25 protein-coding genes are annotated in these 23,417 nt (G+C 66.3%); 9 read left to right on the forward strand and 16 right to left on the reverse strand.

Translation table 11 applies throughout. The features are described 5' to 3' along the window. The first annotated feature begins 1 nt into the window (after position 1). Genes V6U71_RS06265 through V6U71_RS06280 form a run of 4 tightly spaced genes read left to right on the forward strand, consistent with a single transcriptional unit; the run spans position 2 to position 3,886 of the window. Positions 2-982: a phosphotransferase family protein gene (locus tag V6U71_RS06265; RefSeq protein ID WP_411341436.1), complete on the forward strand. Its 981-nt coding sequence runs from the start codon at positions 2-4 to the stop codon at positions 980-982. Then, the gene (eno, locus tag V6U71_RS06270) at positions 979-2,277 is read left to right on the forward strand and encodes a phosphopyruvate hydratase (RefSeq protein WP_411341437.1); all 1,299 of its coding nucleotides are present in this window, start codon (positions 979-981) and stop codon (positions 2,275-2,277) included. Before V6U71_RS06265 ends, eno begins: the two co-directional genes overlap by 4 nt. After that, complete coding sequence (locus V6U71_RS06275) at positions 2,274-3,194, forward strand: NAD(P)-dependent oxidoreductase (protein WP_411341438.1); 921 nt, start codon at positions 2,274-2,276, stop codon at positions 3,192-3,194. Before eno ends, V6U71_RS06275 begins: the two co-directional genes overlap by 4 nt. A gap of 35 nt (positions 3,195-3,229) precedes the next feature. Next, on the forward strand, positions 3,230-3,886 hold the full coding sequence (locus V6U71_RS06280) for an alpha/beta fold hydrolase (RefSeq protein WP_411341439.1): 657 nt from the start codon (positions 3,230-3,232) through the stop codon (positions 3,884-3,886). A 79-nt stretch (positions 3,887-3,965) separates the two neighbouring features. On the opposite strand, the gene V6U71_RS06285 is transcribed toward V6U71_RS06280, so the two are convergent. Continuing rightward, a complete protein-coding gene (locus V6U71_RS06285; protein WP_411341440.1) occupies positions 3,966-5,024 on the reverse strand; it encodes a 5-methyltetrahydropteroyltriglutamate--homocysteine methyltransferase in 1,059 nt (352 codons plus the stop codon). An 80-nt stretch (positions 5,025-5,104) separates the two neighbouring features. On the opposite strand from V6U71_RS06285, the gene V6U71_RS06290 reads away from it, so the two are divergent. Beyond that, on the forward strand, positions 5,105-6,670 hold the full coding sequence (locus tag V6U71_RS06290) for a long-chain-fatty-acid--CoA ligase (protein ID WP_411341441.1): 1,566 nt from the start codon (positions 5,105-5,107) through the stop codon (positions 6,668-6,670). A gap of 12 nt (positions 6,671-6,682) precedes the next feature. Here the strand turns inward: V6U71_RS06290 and V6U71_RS06295 are convergent, their stop codons facing one another. The 8 genes from V6U71_RS06295 to V6U71_RS06330 form a co-directional block, all read right to left on the reverse strand. Next, entirely contained in the window at positions 6,683-7,315 is a 633-nt protein-coding gene (locus tag V6U71_RS06295; RefSeq protein WP_411341442.1) for a glutathione S-transferase family protein, read from the reverse strand. 122 nt (positions 7,316-7,437) lie between these two features. Continuing rightward, entirely contained in the window at positions 7,438-8,031 is a 594-nt protein-coding gene (locus V6U71_RS06300; protein WP_411341443.1) for a VOC family protein, read from the reverse strand. 24 nt (positions 8,032-8,055) lie between these two features. Further along, positions 8,056-8,673 (reverse strand): glutathione S-transferase family protein, encoded by a 618-nt coding sequence (locus tag V6U71_RS06305; RefSeq protein WP_411341444.1) that lies wholly within the window; start codon positions 8,671-8,673, stop codon positions 8,056-8,058. A gap of 63 nt (positions 8,674-8,736) precedes the next feature. Next, complete coding sequence (locus V6U71_RS06310; protein WP_411341445.1) at positions 8,737-9,651, reverse strand: SMP-30/gluconolactonase/LRE family protein; 915 nt, start codon at positions 9,649-9,651, stop codon at positions 8,737-8,739. Next, the gene (locus V6U71_RS06315) at positions 9,651-10,298 is read right to left on the reverse strand and encodes a carboxymuconolactone decarboxylase family protein (protein WP_054588368.1); all 648 of its coding nucleotides are present in this window, start codon (positions 10,296-10,298) and stop codon (positions 9,651-9,653) included. The genes V6U71_RS06310 and V6U71_RS06315 overlap by 1 nt, the downstream gene beginning before the upstream one ends. A gap of 10 nt (positions 10,299-10,308) precedes the next feature. Then, positions 10,309-10,704, reverse strand: a complete 396-nt coding sequence (locus tag V6U71_RS06320; RefSeq protein ID WP_411341446.1) for a nuclear transport factor 2 family protein — start codon at positions 10,702-10,704, stop codon at positions 10,309-10,311. A gap of 11 nt (positions 10,705-10,715) precedes the next feature. Continuing rightward, a complete protein-coding gene (locus V6U71_RS06325; RefSeq protein WP_411341447.1) occupies positions 10,716-11,603 on the reverse strand; it encodes an SDR family NAD(P)-dependent oxidoreductase in 888 nt (295 codons plus the stop codon). Then, positions 11,600-12,895 (reverse strand): spinster family MFS transporter, encoded by a 1,296-nt coding sequence (locus V6U71_RS06330; RefSeq protein ID WP_411341448.1) that lies wholly within the window; start codon positions 12,893-12,895, stop codon positions 11,600-11,602. Before V6U71_RS06330 ends, V6U71_RS06325 begins: the two co-directional genes overlap by 4 nt. A gap of 108 nt (positions 12,896-13,003) precedes the next feature. Here V6U71_RS06330 and V6U71_RS06335 point away from each other — a divergent pair, with 108 nt between their 5' ends. Further along, positions 13,004-13,771, forward strand: coding sequence for an SDR family NAD(P)-dependent oxidoreductase (locus V6U71_RS06335; protein ID WP_411341450.1), 768 nt, complete (start codon positions 13,004-13,006; stop codon positions 13,769-13,771). 109 nt (positions 13,772-13,880) lie between these two features. On the opposite strand, the gene V6U71_RS06340 is transcribed toward V6U71_RS06335, so the two are convergent. Genes V6U71_RS06340 through V6U71_RS06350 form a run of 3 tightly spaced genes read right to left on the reverse strand, consistent with a single transcriptional unit; the run spans position 13,881 to position 17,382 of the window. Next, complete coding sequence (locus V6U71_RS06340; RefSeq protein WP_411341451.1) at positions 13,881-14,591, reverse strand: glutathione binding-like protein; 711 nt, start codon at positions 14,589-14,591, stop codon at positions 13,881-13,883. Further along, entirely contained in the window at positions 14,588-15,085 is a 498-nt protein-coding gene (locus V6U71_RS06345; protein ID WP_411341452.1) for a nuclear transport factor 2 family protein, read from the reverse strand. The genes V6U71_RS06340 and V6U71_RS06345 overlap by 4 nt, the downstream gene beginning before the upstream one ends. Then, positions 15,085-17,382 carry a TonB-dependent receptor gene (locus V6U71_RS06350; RefSeq protein WP_411341453.1) on the reverse strand — a complete coding sequence of 766 codons (2,298 nt, stop codon included), beginning with the start codon at positions 17,380-17,382 and terminating at the stop codon, positions 15,085-15,087. Before V6U71_RS06350 ends, V6U71_RS06345 begins: the two co-directional genes overlap by 1 nt. 123 nt (positions 17,383-17,505) lie before the next feature. Here V6U71_RS06350 and V6U71_RS06355 point away from each other — a divergent pair, with 123 nt between their 5' ends. Next, positions 17,506-18,012, forward strand: coding sequence for a DUF3237 domain-containing protein (locus V6U71_RS06355; RefSeq protein WP_411341454.1), 507 nt, complete (start codon positions 17,506-17,508; stop codon positions 18,010-18,012). 1 nt (position 18,013) lies between these two features. Beyond that, a complete protein-coding gene (locus tag V6U71_RS06360; protein WP_411341455.1) occupies positions 18,014-18,739 on the forward strand; it encodes a glutathione binding-like protein in 726 nt (241 codons plus the stop codon). Positions 18,740-18,742: 3 nt separating this feature from the next. Here the strand turns inward: V6U71_RS06360 and V6U71_RS06365 are convergent, their stop codons facing one another. Next, positions 18,743-19,447 (reverse strand): glutathione S-transferase family protein, encoded by a 705-nt coding sequence (locus V6U71_RS06365; protein ID WP_411341456.1) that lies wholly within the window; start codon positions 19,445-19,447, stop codon positions 18,743-18,745. Beyond that, on the reverse strand, positions 19,444-20,610 hold the full coding sequence (locus V6U71_RS06370) for a CaiB/BaiF CoA transferase family protein (protein ID WP_411341457.1): 1,167 nt from the start codon (positions 20,608-20,610) through the stop codon (positions 19,444-19,446). Before V6U71_RS06370 ends, V6U71_RS06365 begins: the two co-directional genes overlap by 4 nt. A 109-nt stretch (positions 20,611-20,719) precedes the next feature. Here V6U71_RS06370 and V6U71_RS06375 point away from each other — a divergent pair, with 109 nt between their 5' ends. Further along, positions 20,720-21,649, forward strand: a complete 930-nt coding sequence (locus V6U71_RS06375) for a hydroxymethylglutaryl-CoA lyase (protein ID WP_411341458.1) — start codon at positions 20,720-20,722, stop codon at positions 21,647-21,649. Here V6U71_RS06375 and mobA read toward each other — a convergent pair. Together mobA and V6U71_RS06385 are read right to left on the reverse strand one after the other, a co-directional pair. Next, positions 21,646-22,182, reverse strand: coding sequence for a molybdenum cofactor guanylyltransferase (gene mobA, locus V6U71_RS06380; RefSeq protein ID WP_411341459.1), 537 nt, complete (start codon positions 22,180-22,182; stop codon positions 21,646-21,648). The two genes, V6U71_RS06375 and mobA, sit on opposite strands and share 4 nt — an antisense overlap. Beyond that, the gene (locus tag V6U71_RS06385; RefSeq protein ID WP_167346259.1) at positions 22,179-23,417 is read right to left on the reverse strand and encodes an MFS transporter; all 1,239 of its coding nucleotides are present in this window, start codon (positions 23,415-23,417) and stop codon (positions 22,179-22,181) included. Before V6U71_RS06385 ends, mobA begins: the two co-directional genes overlap by 4 nt.

Below are 23,417 nucleotides of genomic sequence, written 5' to 3' on the forward strand. Positions count from 1 at the left end.
CGTGACGGAGGAGGCCGAAATCATTGCCGGATTGCGCGATGCCGGTCTGACGGGGGAGGGCGACGTCGTCCTTCAGCCGTTGACCGGCGGCGTCTCGTGCGATGTGTGGAAGGTCGAGACGCCGACCGGTCCGATCGTCGTCAAACGCCCGCTGCCCCAGCTTCGCGTCGCGGCCGAATGGCTCGCGCCGGTCGAACGCGGGACGAGCGAGGTGCGCTGGCTGCGGCGCGCCCGCGGGGTCGACCCGCGGCTCGCGCCCGAAGTGCTCGCCGAACTGCCGACGGGGCATGCCTTTGCGATGCGTTTCCTGCCCGGTTGTCCGGTGTGGAAAGACGAACTGATGGCGGGGCGTGTCGACGTCGCTTTCGCGGCGCAGGTCGGTACCGGTATCGCCGCGGTCCACGCCGCGACCGCGCATAATGACGGCGACCGCGCCGACTTCCCGAACGACGAGATGTTTCGCGCGCTGCGCGTCGATCCGTTCCTGCTCCATGTCGCGCGGCATGATGCCGAACTTGCGCCCGTCCTCAATGCGCTTGCCGACGATCTTTCGGGGCGCAAGATCGCGTTGGCCCATGGCGACGTCAGCCCGAAGAATATCCTCGTCAGCGCCGATGGCCCGGTGTTTCTCGACGCCGAATGCGCGGTCTATGGCGATCCGGCCTTCGACCTCGCCTTTTGCACCACGCACCTGTTGCTGAAGGCGGTATGGTCGGGCGATGTGCGGCTGAACGAGGCGGCGGCGGCGCTGGTCGACGCCTATCGCGCGGGGATCGACTGGGAAGATGCCGACGGGCTGATGCTGCGCGCGGGCAAATTGACCGCGGCGTTGCTGCTCGCCCGGGTCGAGGGCAAGTCGCCGGCGCCTTATCTGACCGACCCCGAACACAAGAACATCGTGCGCGATCAGGCGCGGGCGCTGATCGCCCGCCCGTCGCCGCTGGGCGAACTGGTCGCCAACTGGAAAAGGAACCTTGCATGACTTCGCGTATCGCCTCCGTCACCGGCCGCCAGCTCTGGGATTCGCGCGGCCGGCCCACCGTCGAGGCCGAGGTTGTGCTGGAATCGGGCGCGGTCGGCCGCGCCATCGCGCCCGCCGGCGCCTCGCGCGGGGCGCATGAAGCGATCGACCTGCGCGATGGCGGCGCGGCATTCGGCGGCTTCGGGGTGAATGGTGCGGTTGCAGGGATCGGCGGCGAGATCGCGGGTGCGCTCGCGGGCATGGACGCGCGCCACCAGGCCGCGGTCGACAAGGCGCTATGCGATCTCGACGCCACGCCGAACAAGGCGCGGCTCGGCGCGAATGCCGTTGTCGCGGTGTCGATGGCGGTGCTTCACGCTGCCGCGGCGGACGCGCGCGAGCCGTTGTGGCGCTATCTGGCCGAGGGGCGCAAGGTGCGCGTACCGCTGCCCGAAATCCAGATTTTCGGCGGCGGCGCTCACGCCGGGCGGCGCACCGATGTGCAGGATTTCATGATCATGTGTCCGCAGGCCGGAAGCTTCCGCCGCGCGCTCGAAATCACCGACGATGTCTATCGCGCCGCGGGCAAGCTGATGGAAGCCAAGGGGCCCTTGTCGGGTGTCGCCGACGAAGGCGGCTGGTGGCCGAACTTCGCGTCGAACGAGGATGCGCTCGACACGCTGACGAGGGCGATTGAGGCAAGCGGACACCGCGCGGGCGAAGAGGTGTTCATCTCGCTCGACATCGCGGCGAACGAACTGGGCGATGCCGACGGCTACAGCCTTGCGCTCGACGACGGACGTCTGACGAGTGAAGCGATGGCGGCGCGGATCGTCGAATGGGCGGGCCGCTATCCGATCCTGTCGATCGAGGACCCCGCGGGGCAGGACGACTGGACGGCGATGGCCGCCGTCACCGCCGCGATCGGCGACCGCGTCCAGATCATCGGCGACGATGTGCTTGTCACCAATGCCGAGCGCGTCGCACGCGCCGGCGAGGCGGCGGTGTGCAACGCGGCGCTGATCAAGGTCAACCAGGTCGGCACGGTGACCGAGGCGAAGGCGGCGCTCGACGCCGCGGTGGCGCGCGGTTGGAGCGCGATCGTTTCGGCGCGCTCGGGCGAGAGCGAGGATGTCACCATCGCGCATCTCGCGACCGGCTGGAACGCCGGGCAACTGAAGGTCGGCAGCTTCACGCGCTCCGAACGCATGGCGAAGTGGAACGAGATGCTGCGGATCGAGGAAGCGATGGGCGGCGACGCCGAGTTCGCCGGCTTCTCGGCCTTTGCCGGATCGATCGGGCGGGTGGCGGCATGATCGTCCTTCACGCCCGGCCGAGCCCCGGCTTTCGCGAGGCCGTCGATGCGATCTTCGGGCCGGGCGTCGTCGTGCATGTCGACGAGGCAGCGCCGCTCGACGAGGTAGTGGGCGAAATCACCGCGCTGCTCCACGTCCTGACCCCGGTGACGCCGGAATTCATCGCGTCGGCACCGAAGCTCAAACTGATCCAGAAGCTCGGCGTCGGCGTGAACACGATCGCGCTCGACGCCGCGCGCGATCACGGCGTCGCCGTCTGCAACATGCCCGGCACGAACAGCCAGGCCGTTGCCGAAATGGCGCTGTCGTTGATGATGGCCGTGCTGCGCCGCACCTGCTTCTTCGACGCGCGGACGCGGGGGGGTGAGGGTTGGACTGCCGACCCGTCCGAACTCGACAGCGTCGGCGAGATCGGCGGGCGCACCGTGGGGCTAGTCGGTTTCGGCAATTCGGCGCAGCTCCTCGCGCCGGTGCTCGCGGCGCTGGGCGCGAAGGTTGTTTATACCGCGCGCAGCCCGCGCGATGTGCCCTACGACTATTGGCCGCTCGACCGCCTGCTGGCCGAAAGCGACATCGTGTCGCTGCACATGCCGCTGACCGATGAGACGCGGGCGAGCATCGATCCCTTCGCGATGAAGAAGGGTGCAGTACTGGTGAACACCGCGCGCGGCGAGCTGGTCGATCAGGCGCGGCTGGTCGAGGCGCTGGCGTCGGGGCATCTGCGCGGCGCCGGGCTCGATGTCTTCGCCGAGGAGCCGCTGCCGCGGGGCAATCCGCTGCTCGGGCTGCCCAATGCGGTGCTCGCGCCGCATATCGCCTGGCTCACTCCCGAAACGCTGGTGCGCAGCCTCACGGTGGCGCACGAAAATTGCCGTCGTCTTGCGGCGGGCGCGCTGCTTCTTCATCAGGTGGTCTAATGTCGCTTCCCATCGTTCTGATTACCGGTCAGCTTTTGACCGATGCCGTTTGGCAACCGCTCGTCGATGCCTGGACCGACCGCGAGATGATCGTCGCCGACAATCGCAGCGACGACACGATCGAGGGCTTCGCGCAGCGCTTGCTCGACAACGCCCCACCCAAATTCGCGCTGGTCGCGCACGCGATGGGCGGCTTCGTCGCGTTCGAGGTAATGCGCCGCGCTCCCGGACGCGTTGCGAAGCTCGCGCTGATCTCGACGCTCGCCTCGGCTGACGGTCCGGCCCAGACGGCGCGGCGGCAGGGCTATATCGACCTTGTCGAGAGCGGCAATTTCGACCGGGTCGTCGAGGAGCGCATCCCGATCCTCTTTCCCGAAGAGAAGCGGAATGACGAACGGTTGCTCGCCATCGCGCGGCAGATGGCGGCCGATACTGGCGCCGACACCTTCCTCGCGCAGCAGCGCGCGATCATGGCGCGCATCGACAGCCGCCCGCGGCTCGGCGAGATCGCGGTGCCGACGCTGCTGATCTGGGGCGAGAAGGACGGCATCACCAGCCGGGCGCACCATGACGAGATTGTGGATGCGGTTCCGGGGGCGCGGCTCGAAGTGATTGCGGGCGCGGGGCATCTGCCGACCGTCGAGGCACCGGAGGTTGTGGTGCCGTTGCTGACGGATTTTATCGACGGCTGACCCTTGTGTTCCCCGGCGAAAGCCGGGGTCCCCACGCATCGATTGGACCCCGGCTTTCGCCGGGGAACACCGTCGTCGGTTACTTGAGCTCGGCCCGCACCAGCGCGGTCCCGTCGACCATCGCCCTCAGCTTGGCCTGCGAATGTTCGCGGCTGTGGTATTTCATCCCGCAATCGGGCGCGATCCATAGCCGTTCGGCGTCGACATAGCGCAGCGCCTCGCGGATGCGGCCGGCGACGACCTCTGGGGTCTCGACCTCGGGAATCGACAGATCGAGCACGCCGTACATGATCGTCTTGGTCGGCAGCTCGGCGAGGATGGCGGGGTCGAGCCCCGGCTGCGCCGCCTCGATCGAGATGACGTCGATCGCCGAGGCCTCGAGTTCGGCGAGGAAATCATAAGCCTTGGGCTTCGGCCCCGTCGCACCGGCGCCATGGTGCACCATCGCATAGCCGAAACAGATGTGGAGCGCGGTCGTGCCGCCGACGCCGTCGAGCGCGCGGTTGATTGCCTCGATCGCATAGCTGTTCGCTTCGGCGGCGCGCGCCTGCAGATAGGGTTCGTCGAGTTGGACGACGTCGACACCCGCCGCGAAGAGATCCTTCACCTCGGCATTGACCGCGTCGGCATAGTCCATCGCGAGCGCCCGCGCGTCGGGATAATAACCATTTTCCGCTTGCTGGGTCATCGTGAAGGGGCCGGGCAGGGTGAGCTTCACCGGTTTGGTCGAATGGCGGCGCAGGAACGCTGCATCCTGCGCCTCGATCGGCGCGACGCGGCGGATCGGGCCCGAGACGAGCGGCACCGGGTTGGCATTGCCGGTGCGGTCGACCGCGGTGCCGTGCTTTTCGGTGTCGATCCCCGACAGCGCCGTCGCGAGGCGGTTTGAATAGCTTTCGCGGCGCATTTCGCCGTCGCCGACGATGTCGATGCCCAGCTCCTCCTGATCGCGGATCGCCATCAGAGTCGCGGCTTCCTGCGCGTCGGCAAGCCATGGTTCGGGGATGCGCCACAGCGTCTCGGCGCGGACGCGCGGGGGCAGGCTGGCCTTCAGCCGCTCGCGGTCGATCAGCCAGTCGGGCTGGGGGTAGCTTCCGACGATTGTCGTCGGCAATATGGGGTGGTCGAACAAGGCCAATCCTCTCGATTTTCAGGCTGGCCAGTATTTACTTAGTATTCTATCTAATTCAAGTGAAACAGGACCAAAGGGAGAGCGAAATGATCGATCTGGATGCCATCCGGACGCTGGCCGACATACCGGCGGCGCAGGCGCGGGTGCGGGGGCAAGCGACTGCGGTGAAGTTCGGGGCGCGCGAGACGAGTTTCGCCGAACTCGATGCGCGATCGAACCGCGTTGCGAACGCCCTGATCGCTTCTGGCATCGCCCCGGGCGACCGGGTCTCGGCGCTGACCAAGAATCATGACGGCTGGTATCCGCTGTTCTTCGGTACCGCGCGGGCGCGTGCCTGCTTCGCGCCGATCAACTGCCGCCTCGCGCCGGGGGAGATCGGCTTCATCCTTGGCGACGCGGAGCCGAAACTGCTGTTCGTTGGCGAGGATTTCTTCGATTGCGCGCTGGCTGCGGTCGCAGGGCTGGCTTCGCCGCCGCGGCTGATCGCGCTGTACGGCGAACATCCGGCGTTCGAACCGTTCGAGGCGTGGCTGGCGGGCGCATCCGACGCGCCGCCGGCAGACCCGCCGCAGCTCGCCGACGATGTGCTCCAGCTCTACACCAGCGGCACGACGGGCCTGCCCAAGGGGGTCGTGCTCACCAACGCCAATTACCGGACCTTCCTCGAGGCCGCGACCGAGGTCGACGGCTTTGCCTATGGCGAGGACGAGACGGTGATGATCGTCATGCCGCTGTTCCACGTCGCGGGGACGAACGTCAGTTTCTCGGGATTGGCGCAGGGCGGGCGGCTGGTGCTGGTCAAGGATTTCACCGCCCCCGACGCGATCCGCATGCTGCGCGAGGAAGATGTCGCGCATGCTTTCCTCGCCCCGGCGATGATCCAGATGATGCTGCTCCAGCCCGATGCCGACGGCGCGGCCTATCCGGAGCTCAAGTCGATCGCTTACGGCGCGTCGCCGATTGCCGAGGATGTATTGCGCCGCGCGCGGGCGACCTTCGGCTGCGATTTCGTGCAATTTTACGGCATGACCGAATCCGCCGGCGGCGGTTCCTATCTGTCGCCGGCCGCGCATGACTTGCCGGGTAAGCTGACCTCGTGCGGCCAGCCCTGGCCGGGGGCGGCGATGGCGATCCTCGATGGCGAGGGCAAGGAACTCGGCGAGGGCGAGATCGGCGAGATCGCGATCCGCGGCGGCATCGTGATGAAGGAATATTGGAACCGCGCTGCGGCGACCGATGAAACGCTGGCCGGTGGCTGGCTCCACACCGGCGACGTCGGCTACCGCGACGCCGATGGCTTCTACTACGTCCACGACCGGATCAAGGACATGATCGTGTCGGGGGGCGAGAATGTCTATCCGGCCGAGGTCGAAAGCGCGATCATGGGGTGCCCCGGCGTCGCCGATGTCGCGGTGATCGGCATCCCCGACGACAAATGGGGCGAGGCGGTGATGGCGCTGGTGGTGGCGTCGGCAGACCTCCACCCCGAACCCGCCGATGTCATCGCCTGGGCGCGCGAGCGGATCGCCGCGTACAAGGCGCCGAAGCGGGTCGACTATATCGATGCGCTGCCGCGCAACCCGTCGGGCAAGGTGCTGCGCCGCGAATTGCGCGCGCCCTATTGGGAAGGGCGCGACCGCGCGGTGGGTTGAAACGAGGGAGCTTCAGCGCCGGGCGTCGGCCGCCTCGAAATGCTCGATCTGGTCGGCATAGGCCTTTCGGAAGGCGGGACGGCCGGTGACGCGCGCGACATAGGCTTCGGTCGCCGGCCGGTCGCCGAATGCGCGGACATCGGCAACGCGCAGCACGTCGGCCATCAGCAGGTCGGCGACGGTGAAGCGCCCGGCCGCCAGCCACTCGCGTTCGCGCAATATGTCCTCGAGCTGGCCGAGGCGCATGGTCAGCCATCCGGCCAGCTTGTTGTCGGCATCGCCCGAGATTTTCAGAAACCACCACGGGACCGAAACCATCTCGATCGAGTTGAGCGCGGCGATCGTCCATTGCACCGTTGCCGCTTCGCCCGCTGGGTCTCCGGGCATCAGTCGTTCGCTCTTGCGCGCCAGATGGAGCAGCCCGGCACCGCTCTCGAAAATCTCGACCCCGCCATCGCTGAGGAACGGCACCTGGCCGAAGGGTTGCTGTTCCAGATGATTGGTCGCGCGATCGTCGAACGCGACGGTGCGGACGCTATAGGGAAGCTCGGCCTCTTCGCACGCCCAGCGGAGCCGCAGGTCGCGGACGAACCCTCGCGGCATTTCCGGCACCCAGTCATAGGTCCAGATGGTCAGTTCGCTCATGGCCGGACCTTTTCGTCGGTTGCCGATATGCTATCGCGCTTTCGTCGGGCCGCGACAAGGTCGCAAAAAAGGGCCCGGCGGTTGTGCCGCCGGGCCGGAGTGCTTCCCAGTAGAAACGCTTGTTATTCGGCGGGCACCGGGGTGCGGCCGGTGATGAAGCCTTCGCGCTTGGTCCCGTCGGCCTGCACCGGATCGTGCGCGACGTCGCTCTCGTCGAACTCCTTGGTCCATGCCGCAAATTCAAGGCAGACACCGTCGGGGTCGAAGAAATAGACCGAGCGGACGAACACGCCGGGGTGGAGTTCGTCGGTCGACTGCATCGGGCTGTCGTCGTGGTTCAGGACCTTGCTGACGTTGATGCCCTTTTCCACCAGCCGGTTGTAATAATCGTCGAACTTGTCGGCGCGGACGTTGATCGCGATGTGGTTCATCGACCCGTGCGCCGAGATGAAGCTGCCCTGCGTCGGCAGCGCGGCGGGGGCGGAAATGCCCGGAACTGCCTCGGGCGCTTCAGGAAACCAGAAAAAGGCGAGGCTGTCGCCGTTGCCGATGTCGAAGAAGAAATGCTGGCCGCGTCCGCCCGGCAGATCGATCGTCTTGGTCAGCGGCATGCCGAGGATGTCGCGGTAGAATTCGACCGTCTTTGCCATATCCTTGCACACGAGCGCGAGGTGGTTGACGCCAAGGAATTCGAATTCGTTGTTGGGTGCAGCCATGATCCGTCTCCTATTTTCATAAACTCAGTTGGGGTTGGCGCTGGGGCGGGCCTTCATCCGTTCGTACCAGCCATTGACGTTGGCGAAGGCGGGGTCGACCGGCTGGCCGACCGACACGCCGAAATCGAGGAAGGCGAAAAGCAGCAGGTCGGCGAGGCTCAGCCGGTCGCCGGCGATGAAATCGCGGCCCGCGATCAGCGGATCGAGCCAGGCAATGCCGTCCTGCGCGATGGCCTTCAGCCCCGCCGCTGCTTCGGGCAGGCAGCGCATCCGCGTCTCGAACAGCGGTAGCCCTTCGGCGTAGCGGAAGCCGTTGGTCAGCGGCTCGCAGATCTTGATATCGACGCGGCGGGTCCACATGCGCGTGTTCGCGCGCTCCTCCGCCGTGCTGCCGATCAGCGGCGTTTCGGGGAAACGCTCTTCCAGATATTCGCAGATCGCGGTGATTTCGGTGAGGATACTGCCGTCGTCGAGTGCGAGCGCCGGGGTCTGGCCCGCCGGGTTCACTTCGACATTATAGGGCGCCCGCCGGTTCTCGCCGCCGCGCAGGTCGATTATGACCTCGGGAATCTCGATACCCTTTTCGGCCATGAACAGCTTCACGACGCGCGGGTTGGGGCCGATGGAGTTATAGAATTTCATGCCCATCCTCTTCCTTGAGTCTTTCCTAGCATAGCAGGCGATAACTGTCAATTAAGTTGACGATTAATGCGGTCGCACGCCCGGACGCGGCCAGCGGACGCGGTAGAGGGTGCCGGTGGTCGATGCGGTGATATAGGCGTCGCGGCGATCGGCGCCGCCGAAGGCGATGTTGGTGATGCCGATGTCGGGCAGCGGGACGAATTCCAGGGCGCCGCCCGCGGGGTCGAAGACGGTGATCCCGCCCTCGACCATCGTGCCGACGCAGATGCGGCCGCTTTCCTCGACCGCGAGGCTGTCGAGCAGGCGAAAGGCTGGCGGCGTGCCGACGAAGCGGCCGGGCGCCCATGGCGGCGGCGGCGCGAGGGTGCCGGGCGCGACGATGTCCATCGCCCAGACGCGCGCGGTCATCGTCTCGCTGGCGTAGAGCGTCCGGCCGTCGGGCGACAGGCCGATGCCGTTGGGGCCCATCATCTCGGCGCGCTGGCGCGTGATCTTCGAGCCGTCGGCGGCGGCGTGATAGATCGCGCCATGATCGCGGCCGGTGCCGCGCACCTGGCCATGATCGGTGAACCAGAAACCGCCGTCCGCGTCGAAGACGATATCGTTCGGACCTTTCAGCCGTTCACCCTCGAAGCCGTCGTAGAGCGTCGTCACGGTACCGGTCGCAAGATCGACGCGCTGGATCGATCCACAGGCTTCGGCCTTCGCGGCATGGCCGGGAAAGAGCAGGTCTCCGGCCTCGATCCACTGGAAGCCCCCGTTGTTGCAAACATAGGCGGCGCCGTCGGGGCCGATCGCGAGCCCGTTCGGCCCGCCGCCGAGCTCTGCGACGACAGACAGCGACCCGTCGGGCGCGACGCGGGTCAGTGTGCCGCGCGCGATCTCGACGAGCAGCACCGACCCGTCTGCCATCGGCACCGGACCCTCGGGAAAGCGAAGGCCCGTCGCGACGACCTCGGGTGTGCCGTAGTCGCTCATCAGCCGTTCGCGGGCCGCGGCGCGCTGAGGAAGTCGGCGGCGCTGAAGCCTTCGGGCGCCGCGACCTCGACAATCGGATCTTCGCGCGCGTCATATTCCATGCGCAGCGCGCGGGTGATCACCGCGTGCATGTCGTAGAGGCAGGTGATGTAGGTGAATTCGAAAATCTGCTCGTCGTTCCAGAAGGTCTTGAGCTTGTCGAACACCTCGAGCGGGACGCGCCCGCCGGCCTGACTCAGGCAGTCGGCATAAGCGAGCACCGCGCGTTCCTGATCGTTATAGCAATCGGCGACGGTCCAGTATGCGATGGCGGCGATCTTCTCTTCGCTGACGCCGAGGCCGCGCAGCGACTTGCAATGCTGCGAAAAGACGAACTGGCTGCCCTTGACCCAGCCGGCGCGGGTCTGGCCAAGCTCGCGCAGCACCGGATCGATCGTCCGCGCGGGGTTGCGATAGACGGCGAAACCCTTGACCGCATGTTCGAAGATGTCGGGCGACAGTGCGAACACCGTCCACCAGTCGCCGGGCGTGCCGGTCGCGGTGCCGGGCTCGGCGACGGGATCGCGGTCGCCGAACAGGCGGTTGTAATAAGCGGTGACGGTCTCGTCGGTGACTTCCGAGCGGGGAACCTGGCGCAGGACGGGCATGGCTAACTCCTCAGGCGTTGGCGAATTTGCGGAATTCGGCGACGTGCGCGCTGTCGAAATATTCGTCGAGGCGGGTGATCTTGCCGTCGGTCACCTTGCACACGATCGCGCACGGCAGGCGAACTGCGCCGTCGTCGTGGACGCGGCGGCCCTTCAGGACATGCTGCTGGACGAAGCCGCCGGGAAAGGTGGTGAGCTGGCGGTCGGCATATTCGCGGTCCTTGATCCGCGCGACCATGCCGGTCAGCGTCTGCGCGGTCTGGTCGCGGGTGACGATCAACTCGTCGGTGTTGTGCCAGATTTCGGCATCGCGGGTGAAGCTGCCCCGCATCGTCTCAATATCGCCCGCCTCGATCGCGTCGAAGAAACGCTGCGCCATCGCGCGGATATCGTCCTGTTCTGCCATATGTCTGCTCCTCAAGATTTCGCGCCGAACATGCGGCCGCCGTTGGCCGCGATCAGCCCGTCGATATCGTCGCCCTTGTACCCCGGATCGGCCGAAGGACCGAAGGACGCCAGCATGTCCTGCGTGACCAGTTCGGCCATCGCCTTCCATTCGGGGTGGGTGAATATCCAGTAATCGCCATTTTCGATCGCCTGCACGACACGCGCGCCGATCCGGTCGGGCGACATGCCGCCCGCGAGCACGCCCTGCATCGCCTGACTGGTCGCTGCGGCCTTGCCGACTTCGACCTCGACCGGGCGCAGCTCGCGCGTCGTCTCGACGATCCGCGTCGCCGACATGCCGGGCATCAGCACCGAAATGTCGACGCAGCTTTCGGCGAGTTCGTTGCGCAGCGCCATCGCGATGCCGAGCGTCGCATATTTGGAGCTGATATAGGCGACCGAGATCGGCGGCGGGACGATCGCGACCATCGAGCTGGTGATGACGAGATGGCTCGGCTCGCCCGATGCCTTCATCTCGCCGAGGAAGGTGCGGCAGGCATAGAGATGCGCGTGCGCGTTGACCGCATAGTTCCAGCGCCAGACGTCGGTGTCATATTGCTCGAACGGTCCCGAACCGCCGCCGACGCCCGCGTTGCTGAACAATATGCGGACCGGGCCGAAATCGCGCGCCCTGGCGCCGGCTGCCGCCCAGCTATCCTCGCTGGTGACGTCGAGCTGGAGGCCGAGGGCGTTGGCGCCTTCGCTCCTCATGTCTGCGGCGGCGGCCTCGGCGCCGGCTCCGTCGATGTCGGCGAGGATCACCGCGGCGCCCTTTGCGGCGAGCGCTTTTGCGGTGGCGAGGCCGAGCCCGCTCGCGCCGCCGGTGATGAAGGCGGTCTTGCCCGCGACATCGGTCATTCGGCGAAATCCTTCTCGAGATAGCGCGTCATGCGATACTGCGCGATCCCCGCGGCGGCGGCGAAGGGCATCAGCGCCATCAGCGCCCAGCGGAGACTGTCGACATCGTGTGCGGGTTTGAGCGCGTCGCTGACGATCCCCGCGAACAGCGGCCCGAGACCGAGGCCGACGATGTTGAACATCAGCATCAGCACCGCGGCGGCGGTCGCGCGGCTGCGCGGCGGGGTGAGGTTCTGGACCAGTGCGAGGGCGGGGGCGACGTAAGCGGTGCACGCCGCCATCGGGATCAGCATCAGGGCGAGCGAGGCCTGCCAGCTATCGACGAGCAAAGCGGCGATGAAGGTCGGGATCAGCACCAGGGTTGCGAGTGCGGGAATGGTGCCATAGGCGCGCGCCGATATCTTCGCGCGGTGGCTGACCAGCCAGCCGCCGCCGAGGATGCCGATGCCGAAGGTGATCCCCGCGGCCGGCCCGAAATATGTCGCCATGGCGTCGAGCGGCATTTTCTGCGTGCGCATCAGGAAGGCGGGGATCCAGTTGAGCATGCCATAGCTGACGAAAGCCGCGAGGCCGCTGCCGATCATCACCATGCGCAGCGACGGACGGCGCCAGAACATAGCAAGGCTCTGGCTGAAGGGAAGCGCTTCGTCGGCGGGCTTGTGCGTGTCCATCGCCCCGCGCGCCGGTTCGCGGACCAGCCAGATCAGCAGCGGTGCGACGAGGATCCCGACGATGCCGATGACGATGAAGGCATTGCGCCAGCCGATATTGGCCGCCGCCCACGCGCCGAAAGTCGCGCCGACGAAGACGCCGAATGGGCCGTTGCAGGTGAAGAGGCCGATCGCCAGCGGGCGCTGTGCCGGGGGATAATAGTCGGCGATCACCGACAGCGACGGCGCGGTGCCGCCCGCTTCGCCTGCACCGACCCCGAAGCGCATCAGCGCGAGTTGCCAGAAGTTGGAGACCATGCCGCAGGCCGCGGTGAAACCGCTCCACACGACGCAGGCGATGCCGATCAGTTTGACCCGGTTCCAGCGGTCGGCGACCATCGCGACCGGCACCCCCATTGCGGCGTAGAAAAGCGCGAAGGCGAGGCCGGTCAGCAGCCCGAACTGGGTGTCGCTGAAGTCCATTTCGGCGCGGATCGGTTCGACGAGGACCGACAGCAATTGGCGGTCGACGAAGTTGATCGTGCCGACCACGAACAGCATCGCGAGCGCGACGTTGCGGCGCAGCGCATGGCCGCTGTCGGACGCTGCGGCGCCGGCATTGAGCGCGGTGGCTTCGGTCATAACTCTCCCCAAAAACGCACGAGTCTTCTCGGTCAAAAAATACTTAGGTATTTAAGTTTATCTGTCAATGTGCTTTACGGTAGCGACAAGATCGACGGGAGAGAAGAGATGGATATCCGGGGCAAGAGCGCGATCGTCACCGGCTCGGCAGGCGGCATCGGCCGTGCGACCGCCGTGATGCTGGCGAACCGCCGCGCGGCGACGGTAGCGCTGGTCGACGTCAACGAAGCAGGGCTGGCGGAGACTGCGCGGTTGGTCGAGGCGACGGGCGCCAGTGTCAGCGTGCACAGGCTCGATCTCTCCGATATCCCGGCGGTCGAGGCATGGTTCCGCGCGCATGGCGACGTCGATATTTTGCACAACAATGCCGGGGTCGTCTCGGGCCTGCCGCAATTCCCCGACGTCGATGCCGCGCGCATCCGCTGGATCATCGACGTCAACATCACCTCGCTGGTCGCGGCGACGCAGATCGCGGTGCAGGCGATGAAGGCGAGGGGCGGCGGGGTGATCGTCAACACCGTCTCGACCGTGGCGCTCGGCACCGGCTTTTACGATGCGATGTATGCGACGACGAAGGCGGCGGTGATGATGTTCACGCGCTGTTGCGCTTCGCTGAAGGACGAATGCAACGTCCGCGTCGCCGGGATGCTGCCGGGCCTCGTCGATACGCCGATCCTCGACACGACCGGGGCGGGCGGCAAGTCCGAATGGATGAAGACGGTGCTCGCGAACAACGAGGCGTGCCTGCCGGAGGATATTGCGGGCGGAGTGATCGCGCTGATCGAGGACGACAGCCTTGCGGGCGGCGACTGGGTCGCGGTGCGGCGGCTGGGCGGCAAGATCGAATATCAGTGGGGCCACGCCGACACGGTTTAGTCCACAACTTTGTCATTGCGAGCGAAGCGAAGCAATCGCCAGCTATCGGCTGTCTTTCCGCAAGCTGGGGATTGCCGCGTCGCTTCGCTCCTCGCAATGACGGATCGGATCAGCGTTTCGGTGCTTCCAGCATATTCTTGCCGAACAGGTTCGACCATTGCTCCTCGGTCAGCGCCGGGCGGGCGCTCGACAGGTTGGCGGCGTTCTTCACGTCGGTGCCGGCGATCACCGCCGGGCGCTCGCCGATCCGCGCGAACCAGTCGGCGACCGCCGGATAATCGTCGAGGGTCAGGCCGATCGCGCGGATCGCCCGCGTCCATGGCCAGCATGCGATATCGGCGATCGAATATTCGCCCGCCAGATAATCGGTTTCGCGCAGCCGGCCGTCGAGGACATGGAGCAGGCGCAGCGTCTCGTTGCGATAGCGTTCGACAGGATAGCTCTGGCCCTCGGGCGCGTAGCGGATGAAATGATGCGCCTGGCCCTGCATCGGGCCGAAGCTGGCCATCTGCCACATCAGCCATTGCTGCGCCTGCGACCGGCGGCGCGGATCGGCGGGGAGCAATTGGCCGCTTTTCTCTGCGAGATAGAGCAGGATCGCGCCGCTTTCGAACACCGGCAGCGGCGCACCCCCACCGACCGGGTCGTGATCGACGATGGCGGGGAGGCGGCCGTTGGGGTTTATGCGCCGATATTCGGGGGTCAGATGATCGCCCTCGAGCATGTTCATCGCGATCAGATTATGCGCCAGCCCGGTTTCTTCGAGCATGATCGACACCTTGTGGCCGTTCGGCGTGGGGGTGAAATAAGCATCGATCATGGGGGGCTTCCTTCGGCGAAAATGGCGCGTGCGGCTGCGAAGGCGTCGTCGAACGCCTTCTTTCCGGCAGGATAGCCGACGACGGTCAATGTCACGCCGGCGATCTTCCACCCGTCCCGCCGCACCAGCCGATGCGTGTAGCGCCCGATCAGGTCGCCGAGCAGTGCGCGGTCCTCGATCCCGACGAGGTGGACGGCGTCGACGATGCTCGCCACCGTCGCATGGTCACCGTCGATCGTCGCGACAATATTGTGCAGCCGGTGCGCGGTCGCGTCGAAGCCTTCGAGCGCCTTGCAGCGGTTTGTCCACTCGTCCGCGGGCACAGTCGCGACGAGCGAGCCGATCGCGCCATAATCGATCGCGATCTCGTCGGTGAAGAGGGAGCGATACGTGATCCAGTCGCGCGCATCGAGCGCCGACGCATAGGAGGTCACGACCGCGACCGCCGCTTCCCTGTCGAGGAAAGCGTCGATCGTGGCCGGGCCCCGGGACATCAGAATTTAAATCCGGCCTCGACCGAAATGTTGCGGGTGGGTTCGAGGTAGAGGATCGCGCGCGGAACCGGAGTGATCGGCGCCGGCAGGTTGAACGCGCTGCCGATCGTCTTCTGGTTGGTCAGGTTCTTGCCGACCAGCGCCAGATGCCAGCGGTCGTCCTGATCGGCGAGCTGGACGCGCAGGTCGAGCTTCACATAGCCGCCCTGGACGCCGAAGATCGGGCTCTGGTTGTCCGAATTGAAATATTTCGAACGGCCGGCGGCGACGCCGGTGATGTCGAGCTTCATCGCATCGGACATGTCGAAACGCGCATGCGCGGTGACGCTGCCCGTCCACTTCGACGAATAGGCGACCGGGAAGCCGGCGAGGTTGTTCGTCGCCGGGGTACAGGTCACCGGCTGCGACGCGAGGCACGCGGCGCCCGGATAATCGTCATATTTGATGTCCGAATAGGCGGCCGAGGCGCTGATGTCGAAATTGGGGACCGGGAAGATGCTGAGCGATCCTTCGACCCCCTTCGACGTCGCGGCGGCGGCGTTGCCGGTCAGGTAGCTCGACGTCGCGGGCTGGTAGACCGAGACCTGCAGGTCCTTGAACTTCGTCTTGTAGACCGAGACGTTGGCGACGAGCTTGCCGTCGAGCAGCGTCGACTTGATGCCCGCCTCGAAATTCTCCGACCGTTCGGGTTCGAAGGTGAAGGTGCTGTCGACGGTGCCGAGGGTGTTCGACACGAAACCGCCCGATTTCGACCCGCGGCCCCAGGTCCCATAGACCATGATGCGCGGTGCGATGTCATATTGCAGCGTCACCGAAGGATCGACGTTACCCTCGCTGATCGAGCCGTCGGCGTTGGTGATCGGACGCAGCGGGAAGGGCTGTCCGTTGAGGCCGTTCGAAGCCGACGCGAGCGTGGTCCGGAAGCTGCCGTCCTTCTTGGTGTGCGAATAGCGCAGGCTGCCGATCGCGCGGAAGGCATCGCTGATATTGAGCGTGCCCTGTCCGAAGACCGACCAGCTTTCGGCCTTCTGGCGGAAAATGCTGTCGATGCGGGCCAGATACGGACCGTCGAAGATCGGGATGCGGGGATCGGTCGGCGTCGCGCCGGGGATGGAAAGGAACAGATTGGGGATGTTGAAGCCCTGATATTGTTCCAGCGTATAGTCGGACTTGTCGTAATAGGCGCCCGCGATGAATTCGAAGGTTTCGCCGACCGGCGACAGGATGCGGATTTCCTGCGAGAACTGGTCGAAGCGCTCGGGAAAGGCGTTGTAGACCGAGTTGACGGTATGCGCGCCGCCGCTGTTCGGGATCGTCTGGTCGAAGCCGTTGGTGATCTTCGACTTGAACCAGCTATAGCCGGTGACCGACGTCAGGGTGAAATCGCCGAGCGCCAGGTTGCCGACGCCCGAGATCATTACCGATTCATTGCGGTTGCCTTCGCGGCCGAGCGCCGAGCGTTCGAGATAGCGCGTGTCCTGCGGATCCTGGCCGCTGGTCAGCGGGCTCGACACGGTGATCCCGCCGACGATGTCGCGGTTCCCATATTCGGCCTTCAGCGTGTAATCGAAGTCGTTCGACGGCTCCCATTTGACGGTCAGGCGCGCGAGCTGCGACTTGGTTTCGGGATCGTCGTGATTGGTCGCGAGGTTGCGGATATAGCCGTCCTGCTTGACGATCTTGTACGCAAGGCGTGCCGACAGCGTGCTGCTGAGCGGGCCCGAGACATAGCCCGAGACGTCGAAACCCTTGTGGTCGAAGTTATAGAGCGCGGTGAAGGCGCCCTCGGCCTGGCTGGTCGGCCCGGCGGACACGACGCTGACCGCGCCCGCCGCGGTGTTCTTGCCGAACAGCGCGCCCTGCGGGCCGCGCAGCACTTCGACACGTTCGAGGTCGAAGAAGGGCGCCTGCGCCTGGCGGCTGCGACCGGCGTAGATGCCGTCGACATAGAGCGAGACCGACTGGTCGAAGGCGAAGTTCGCCGGCGGCGAACCGAAACCGCGGATATAGATGACGTCGTTGCCCGCGGTCGACTGGACGAAGACGTTCGGCGTGTAGTTCATCACCGCCTTGATGTCGCTGGTGTTGAACTCGGCGAGCTTGGCGCCGCTGACGACTTCCATCGAAATCGGCACGTCCTGCAGGCTCTGTTCGCGCTTTTGCGCGGTGACGATGATTTCGTTCGTGTTGCTGTCGTCGGCTTCTGCGGCCGCCGTCTGCGCCAGCGCCGGCGCGGCGAATGCCGTCATCGCGACCGTCGCGACTCCCGACAACAGAATCTGGTTGAACGCCTTCATGCTACCCTCCCTTGGAACGATGCCGACGGTGCCGGGGAGGGGACCCCGATCCGTCAATCTGATTGACCCTTAGTATACTAATGGTTTTATGCTTGTCCATAGCTTTGGAAGAGGATTCGCAAGATGAACGACGAAAATGGAGAAGCCGGCTATCCCGTTCTCGCAAGCACCCATCTGTGCACGGTGGAGTTCGAGGTTGGCGGCGGCATCATCGGCATGGGCGCGTCGCCATTCGGCGATCATCGCATGGGATATATCAGCGGCGGGCGGTTTTTCGGACCGCGAATCAACGGTATCGTCCTGCCCGGCGGCGGCAACTGGTCGCGCTGCGGACGGCTGGGAGAGGCGGCTTCGGTCGGCACCTTCGATGCCCGGGCGGTGTGGCAGACCGATGACGGCGAACTCATCTATCTGTCCTACACCGGACGCAACGTCATTCCCGACGATGTCCGCGCCGCCTTTGCCGATCCCTCGGCGCCCGATGTCGATCCGTCGCGATATTATCTGCGAATCGCGCCGGTGTTCGAAACCGCGAGCGCGAAATATGGCTGGCTGAACGGCCTGCTCGCGGTCGGGGTCGGCGAGCGGACCGATTTCGGCGTCCGCCATGTCCTTCACGAGATCCGTTGAGATGATCGATCTTCACTATTCCGCGACCCCGAACGGGCAGAAGATCGCAATCATGCTCGAGGAGATCGGCGCGGCCTATCGCGTCATTCCCTATGACATCTTCGACGGCGACCAACTCACCGCCGCGTTCGGGCGGATCAATCCCAATCACAAATTGCCGGCGATCGTCGATAACGACCCCGGCGAAGGCGGCGAGCCCATCGCGGTCTTTGAATCGGGCGCGATCCTGCAATATCTTGCCGAAAAAAGCGGGTGCTTTCTGCCCGCAGCGGGTGCGGCGCGCGCCGCGACGCTGTCGTGGCTGACCTGGCAGGTCGCGGGGCTGGGACCGATGGGCGGGCAGGCGAGCCATTTCCTGCGCTATGCGCCGGCCGGGCAGGATTATGCCGTCGAACGCTATACGAAGGAGCTGAACCGCCTGCTCACCGTACTCGAAAAGCGGCTGGAGAAGAGCGCCTATGTCGCGGGTGACGACTATACGATCGCCGATATGGCGATCTGGCCCGGGCGTGCCTCGGCGTTCGTCATGGGTATGGGGCTCGACGAATGGCCCGCGATGCACGGCTGGTTCGAACGCATCCGGGCGCGGCCGGCGGTGGCGCGGGCGATGGCGCGCGACGATCTGACGGCGCCGGCGAAATATGTCGGACGGCACCAGACGCTCGACGAAAAGGAGTGGTCGAACATGTTCGGCGATGCGAACCAGGCCGCCGTGAAGCGCGACTGACGGTCAGCGCTTCGCGTGCTGGCGGTCGCCCCACAGGATCGCGCGATGTTCGTCGGTGAAACCGGTCAGCCCGCCCTCGATCGTCTCGGCGCGGGCGACCCCGACCTTCATCCCTTCGGCGACGGCAGGCCGTTCGAGCATCGCGGCGCCCCAGCGCTCGACATTGGGGAAGCGTCCGGCCTTGTCGATGAACTGGCGGCGGAGATAGGGCAGGGTGGCCATGTCGGCGATCGTATAGTCGTCGCCCGCCAGCCACTCGGCCTCGCCGAGGCGCTTGTCGAGCACCATCATCAGCCGGTCGACCTCGCGGCTGTAGCGCTCGATGGGATAGTCGTGCCGCTCGCTGGCATAATGGGTGAAATGCGCCTCCTGTCCGAACATCGGGCCGACGCCCGACACCTGGAACATCAGCCATTGCCAGCAGATCGCGCGCTTCACCGGATCGGCGGGCAGGAAGCGCCCGGTCTTTTCGGCGAGGTAGAGCAGGATTGCGCCGGTTTCCCATAGGACGAAGCCGGGGCCATGCGGGCCTTCGTCGTCGACGATCACCGGCGTCTTGTTGTTCGGATTGAGCGCGAGAAATTCGGGGGTGAGCTGGTCGCCCGCAAGGATATCGACGGGTTCGAGCCGCCATGCGAGCCCCATTTCGAGCAGCGCGATCGCGATCTTGCGCGCATTGGGGGTCGGGCCGCCGTAGAGCGTGATCATGCGTCCTTTCCTTCGCGGCCGAGCCAGCGACGGAGGACGTCGTCGGTGTCCTGCCCCACGGTGAGCGGGGCGGGGCGGCGGACGCTGCCGGGCGTCGCCGACAGTTTCGGGAACACCCCCTGCATCCGGATCTCTCCCAGTTCTTCGTCGGCGACCGTCACCAGCGCCTCGCGTGCCGCAAAATGCGGGTCGGCGAGCATGTCTTCGGCATCGAAGACGCGGCCCGCGGGGACGCCCGCGTCGACCATCTTCGCTTCCAGCTCGGCGATCGTCATCGTCGCGGTCCATTCGCCGATCAGTGCGTCGAGCTCCTCCTGCCGCACGCCGCGCGCGCGGTGCGTCGCGTAGCGTTCGTCGTTCGCCAGTTCGGGGCGCCCCATCGCGGCAGCGAGCCGTGCGAAGACACCGTCCTGATTGGCGCCGATCAGATATTCGCCGTCGCTGCACGGATAGACGTTCGACGGCGCAATCGCGGGCAGCGTCGACCCCGTCCGGCGCCGCTTGGTGCCGCTCGCCGAATAATCGGACACGGTCGATTCCATCACCTGCAGCACCGCTTCGTACAGCGCCGAGTCGACGATCTGGCCTTCGCCGGTCTTGCTGCGATGATGGAGCGCCGCGAGCGCGCCCATGCACCCGTAAGTGGCGGCGAGCGTATCGCCAATCGACACGCCCATGCGCGCCGGCGGCAGGTCGGGATAGCCGACGATGCCGCGCCAGCCGCCCATCGCCTCGCCGATCCCGCCGAAACCGGCGCGCGCCGAATAGGGGCCAGTCTGGCCATAACCCGACACGCGGACGACGATCAGCCCGGGATTCGTCTTGCGCAGATCGGCAGGGTCGAGGTTCCATTTTTCGAGCGTGCCGGGGCGGAAATTCTCGATCAGGATGTCTGCCTTGGCGATCAGTTCGCGGGCGAGCGCCTGACCTTCCTCGCTGCGCAGGTCGACCGCCACCGAATATTTGTTGCGCGCGATGACGCGCCACCAGCTCGGTTTGTCGCCCTGACCCCAGTTGCGCATCTGGTCGCCCGTGCCCGGCGGTTCGAGCTTGACGATCTCGGCGCCCATGTCGCCGAGTAACTGGCCGCAGAAGGGGCCGGCGATGAGCTGTCCCATCTCGACCACCCTGATACCGTCCAGCGCTCCCCCTGTGTTGGTCATTCCATTCCTTTCGGTGCCCCGGCCGGGTTATGACGCATATTGCGCCGGCTGGGCATCACTCTTGTGGATTCGATATACTTAGAATGCTATGTAATTTTCAACCTGCAAAATGACTCGGGCGGAAACGGAACGCGAAATGGTGGAAAATCCGGCGGTGGAAATGGTCGAAGTCGGTCCGCGCGACGGGCTGCAGAATGAGGCGACGGTCGTGGCGACCGCCGACAAGGCCGAATTGATCCGCCGTGCGATCGATTATGGCGCGCGCCGCATCGAGGTGACGAGCTTCGTCAATCCGAAGAAAGTGCCGCAGCTTGCCGACGCCGAGGAACTGGTCGCGATGCTGCCCGAGCGCGAGGATGTGACCTATATCGGGCTGGTGCTGAACCGGCGCGGCGCCGAGCGCGCGCTGGCGACCGGGCGGATCGACGAACTGGGCGCGGTCTGCGTGACGAGCGATACGTTCGGCATCCGCAATCAGGGGCAGTCGTCGGGCGAATCGCTCGCCGCGGCGATGGAGATCGTCGCACTGGCGAAAGCGGCGGGGCGAAGCGGCCAGATCACGATCGCGACCGCCTTCGGCTGTCCCTTCGAGGGCGAGATCGCGATCGCCCGCGTCGTCGAAATGGCGAAGCGTGCCGCCGACGCGCGGCCGCGCGAGATCGCGCTTGCCGACACCATCGGCGTCGGCGTGCCGTCGCAGGTCAGCGAAATGGTCGGGCGGGTGCGCGATGCGGTCGGCGACTTGCCGGTACGGGTGCATTTTCACAACACGCGCGGGACCGGCCTTGCCAATGTGTGGGCGGCGGTTGCGGCGGGCGCGGCGACGGTCGATGCCTCGCTCGGCGGGCTCGGCGGCTGCCCCTTTGCGCCCGGCGCGGCGGGCAATGTCGCAACCGAGGACGTCGTTTACATGCTCGAACGCAGCGGGATCGCGACAGGCCTGGACCTGCCGCACGCGGTCGACGCGGCCAACTGGTTTACCGGCGTGATGGGACGGCCATTGCCCGCGATGGTCAGCCGGGCGCCCGCCTTTCCCTAGCGGCGGGTCAGTCGCTCGAAATCCTCGATGCTGTTGATGTTGGCGATCTCTTCGCCGTCGATCGCGGTCGCGCCCTGCGCGTCGGCCCATGCGCGCACCGAGCGCCGGCCGCCCGCCGCAAGATGCCTTGCCAGCGGTTCGGCCTGTTCGACGGGCCACAGGCCGATGACGGGACAGGCGGTCAGATAGGTACAATTCCCGGCCTCAGAAAGGCGCGCGAGCTGATCGGCGGGGACATGCGGCGTGTCGCACGGCAGCGACAGCAGGTGCGTACAGTCCGCCGCCTGTGCCGCCGCCATTGCGCCCGCGATGCCGCCGAGCGGGCCCATGCCGGTGTCCGGCCGGTCGGGCGCCCACGGATAAGGCGGATAGTTGCGGCCTGCGATCAGGATCGTGTCGACGAAGGGCTCCAGCGCCGCAATCGACCACTCGATCAGCTTGCGGCCGTCATAGACCTCTTCCGCCTTGTCGCGGCCGAAGCGCTGCGACCGCCCGCCCGCCAGCACCACCCCGGCAACACGCCGCGCCGTCATGGCAGTACCCGCCCTTCGTCGCGGGTCGGCATCGGCGCGACGATGCGCAGCACGACGGCCGCAACCGCAAGCCAGGCGCCCGAGACGAGGATCGCGGTCGGCAGGGTGGTCAGGTCGGCGAGCAGCCCGAGCAGATAGGCGCCGAGCGCCAGCGCGCCGAAAGTCACCGCCTGATAGATCGACAGGCAGCGGCCGAGAATATCCTCGGGCGAGCGGAGCTGCATCGCGACGTTGAGCGTCGTGAAGGTCGTCACCCATGCGCCGCCGGCGACGAAGGCCGCCGCGATCACCACGAGCAGATTCTGCGTCAGCGCGACGGGGATCATCATCGCCGCAAACGCCATCGCGGCAACGCCGAGCACGCGGTCACTGCCCCAACGCCGCCGCGCGCTGCCGATCCACAGCGCGCAGAAGATCGAACCGATACCAAAGGCGCCGAGACAGAGGCCATAAGTGATTTCGCTGCCGTGCAGCCGGTCGCGGACGAGCGACGGCAGCAGCGCCTGAAACCCCGCCGCGCCGAGCCCGAAAGCGAAACCACGCATCAGCACGCGGCGCACCGGGCTCGACCCCATGCAAAAGCGGATGCCGACCGCGATCGCCGCCAGCATCGGGGTGCGGCGCGGCGGCGTCACCTCCGGGTGCCAGCGCAGCAGCACGATGATCAGCGCGACATAGCTGACCGCATTGAGCGCGAAGGCGGCGGTTGGTCCGGCGAGCGAGATCAGCAGCCCGCCGAGCGCGGGACCGACGCTGCGCGCGAGGTTGAAGGCGATGGTGTTGAGCGCAATCGCCTGCGGCAGATCGGCATGCCCGACCTGCAGGCGCACCGACGCCTGCCATGCGGGCGAGTTGAGTGCGGTGCCGCAGCCGACCGCGAGGGTGAAGGCGAGGAGGGCGACCGGCGTCAGCACGCCCGTCCACGTCGTGACGGTCAGCAACGCCGACGCCACCAGCATGAAGCCTTGCGCCGCGAGCATCACCGCGCGGCGGTCGAAATTGTCGGCGATCGCGCCTGCGAAGACGCCGAGCAGCAGGATCGGGATCGTCGCGCTCGCCTGCACCGCCGCGATGAAAAGATGAGACTCGGTGAGTTCGGTCATCAGCCATGCGGCGCCGACCGACTGGATCATCGACCCCATGTTTGAGGCGAGGTTGGCGGTCCAGATGGCGCGAAAGGCGGGGAAGCGGAAGGGGGCCAGCGATGCTGGCAGGGGACGCTTTGCCGGACTCAC

It is taken from the genome of Sphingopyxis sp. J-6 (assembly GCF_046603995.1).
Classification (GTDB): Bacteria; Pseudomonadota; Alphaproteobacteria; order Sphingomonadales; family Sphingomonadaceae; genus Sphingopyxis.

What these genes read in the sequence shown, in the direction of transcription:
- V6U71_RS06340 (WP_411341451.1), bottom strand. Translation starts at nt 14,591, where the DNA reads ATGATCGATGCTTATTTCACCCCCACGCCGAACGGCCACAAGGTGTCG.
- V6U71_RS06305 (WP_411341444.1), bottom strand. Translation starts at nt 8,673, where the DNA reads ATGAAATTCTATAACTCCATCGGCCCCAACCCGCGCGTCGTGAAGCTG.
- V6U71_RS06295 (WP_411341442.1), bottom strand. Translation starts at nt 7,315, where the DNA reads ATGAGCGAACTGACCATCTGGACCTATGACTGGGTGCCGGAAATGCCG.
- V6U71_RS06315 (WP_054588368.1), bottom strand. Translation starts at nt 10,298, where the DNA reads ATGCCCGTCCTGCGCCAGGTTCCCCGCTCGGAAGTCACCGACGAGACC.
- V6U71_RS06365 (WP_411341456.1), bottom strand. Translation starts at nt 19,447, where the DNA reads ATGATCACGCTCTACGGCGGCCCGACCCCCAATGCGCGCAAGATCGCG.
- V6U71_RS06300 (WP_411341443.1), bottom strand. Translation starts at nt 8,031, where the DNA reads ATGGCTGCACCCAACAACGAATTCGAATTCCTTGGCGTCAACCACCTC.
- V6U71_RS06360 (WP_411341455.1), top strand. Translation starts at nt 18,014, where the DNA reads ATGATCGATCTTCACTATTCCGCGACCCCGAACGGGCAGAAGATCGCA.
- mobA (WP_411341459.1), bottom strand. Translation starts at nt 22,182, where the DNA reads ATGACGGCGCGGCGTGTTGCCGGGGTGGTGCTGGCGGGCGGGCGGTCG.
- V6U71_RS06370 (WP_411341457.1), bottom strand. Translation starts at nt 20,610, where the DNA reads ATGACCAACACAGGGGGAGCGCTGGACGGTATCAGGGTGGTCGAGATG.
- eno (WP_411341437.1), top strand. Translation starts at nt 979, where the DNA reads ATGACTTCGCGTATCGCCTCCGTCACCGGCCGCCAGCTCTGGGATTCG.
- V6U71_RS06375 (WP_411341458.1), top strand. Translation starts at nt 20,720, where the DNA reads ATGACTCGGGCGGAAACGGAACGCGAAATGGTGGAAAATCCGGCGGTG.
- V6U71_RS06275 (WP_411341438.1), top strand. Translation starts at nt 2,274, where the DNA reads ATGATCGTCCTTCACGCCCGGCCGAGCCCCGGCTTTCGCGAGGCCGTC.
- V6U71_RS06325 (WP_411341447.1), bottom strand. Translation starts at nt 11,603, where the DNA reads ATGACCGATGTCGCGGGCAAGACCGCCTTCATCACCGGCGGCGCGAGC.
- V6U71_RS06310 (WP_411341445.1), bottom strand. Translation starts at nt 9,651, where the DNA reads ATGAGCGACTACGGCACACCCGAGGTCGTCGCGACGGGCCTTCGCTTT.
- V6U71_RS06320 (WP_411341446.1), bottom strand. Translation starts at nt 10,704, where the DNA reads ATGGCAGAACAGGACGATATCCGCGCGATGGCGCAGCGTTTCTTCGAC.
- V6U71_RS06345 (WP_411341452.1), bottom strand. Translation starts at nt 15,085, where the DNA reads ATGTCCCGGGGCCCGGCCACGATCGACGCTTTCCTCGACAGGGAAGCG.
- V6U71_RS06335 (WP_411341450.1), top strand. Translation starts at nt 13,004, where the DNA reads ATGGATATCCGGGGCAAGAGCGCGATCGTCACCGGCTCGGCAGGCGGC.
- V6U71_RS06355 (WP_411341454.1), top strand. Translation starts at nt 17,506, where the DNA reads ATGAACGACGAAAATGGAGAAGCCGGCTATCCCGTTCTCGCAAGCACC.
- V6U71_RS06330 (WP_411341448.1), bottom strand. Translation starts at nt 12,895, where the DNA reads ATGACCGAAGCCACCGCGCTCAATGCCGGCGCCGCAGCGTCCGACAGC.
- V6U71_RS06350 (WP_411341453.1), bottom strand. Translation starts at nt 17,382, where the DNA reads ATGAAGGCGTTCAACCAGATTCTGTTGTCGGGAGTCGCGACGGTCGCG.
- V6U71_RS06290 (WP_411341441.1), top strand. Translation starts at nt 5,105, where the DNA reads ATGATCGATCTGGATGCCATCCGGACGCTGGCCGACATACCGGCGGCG.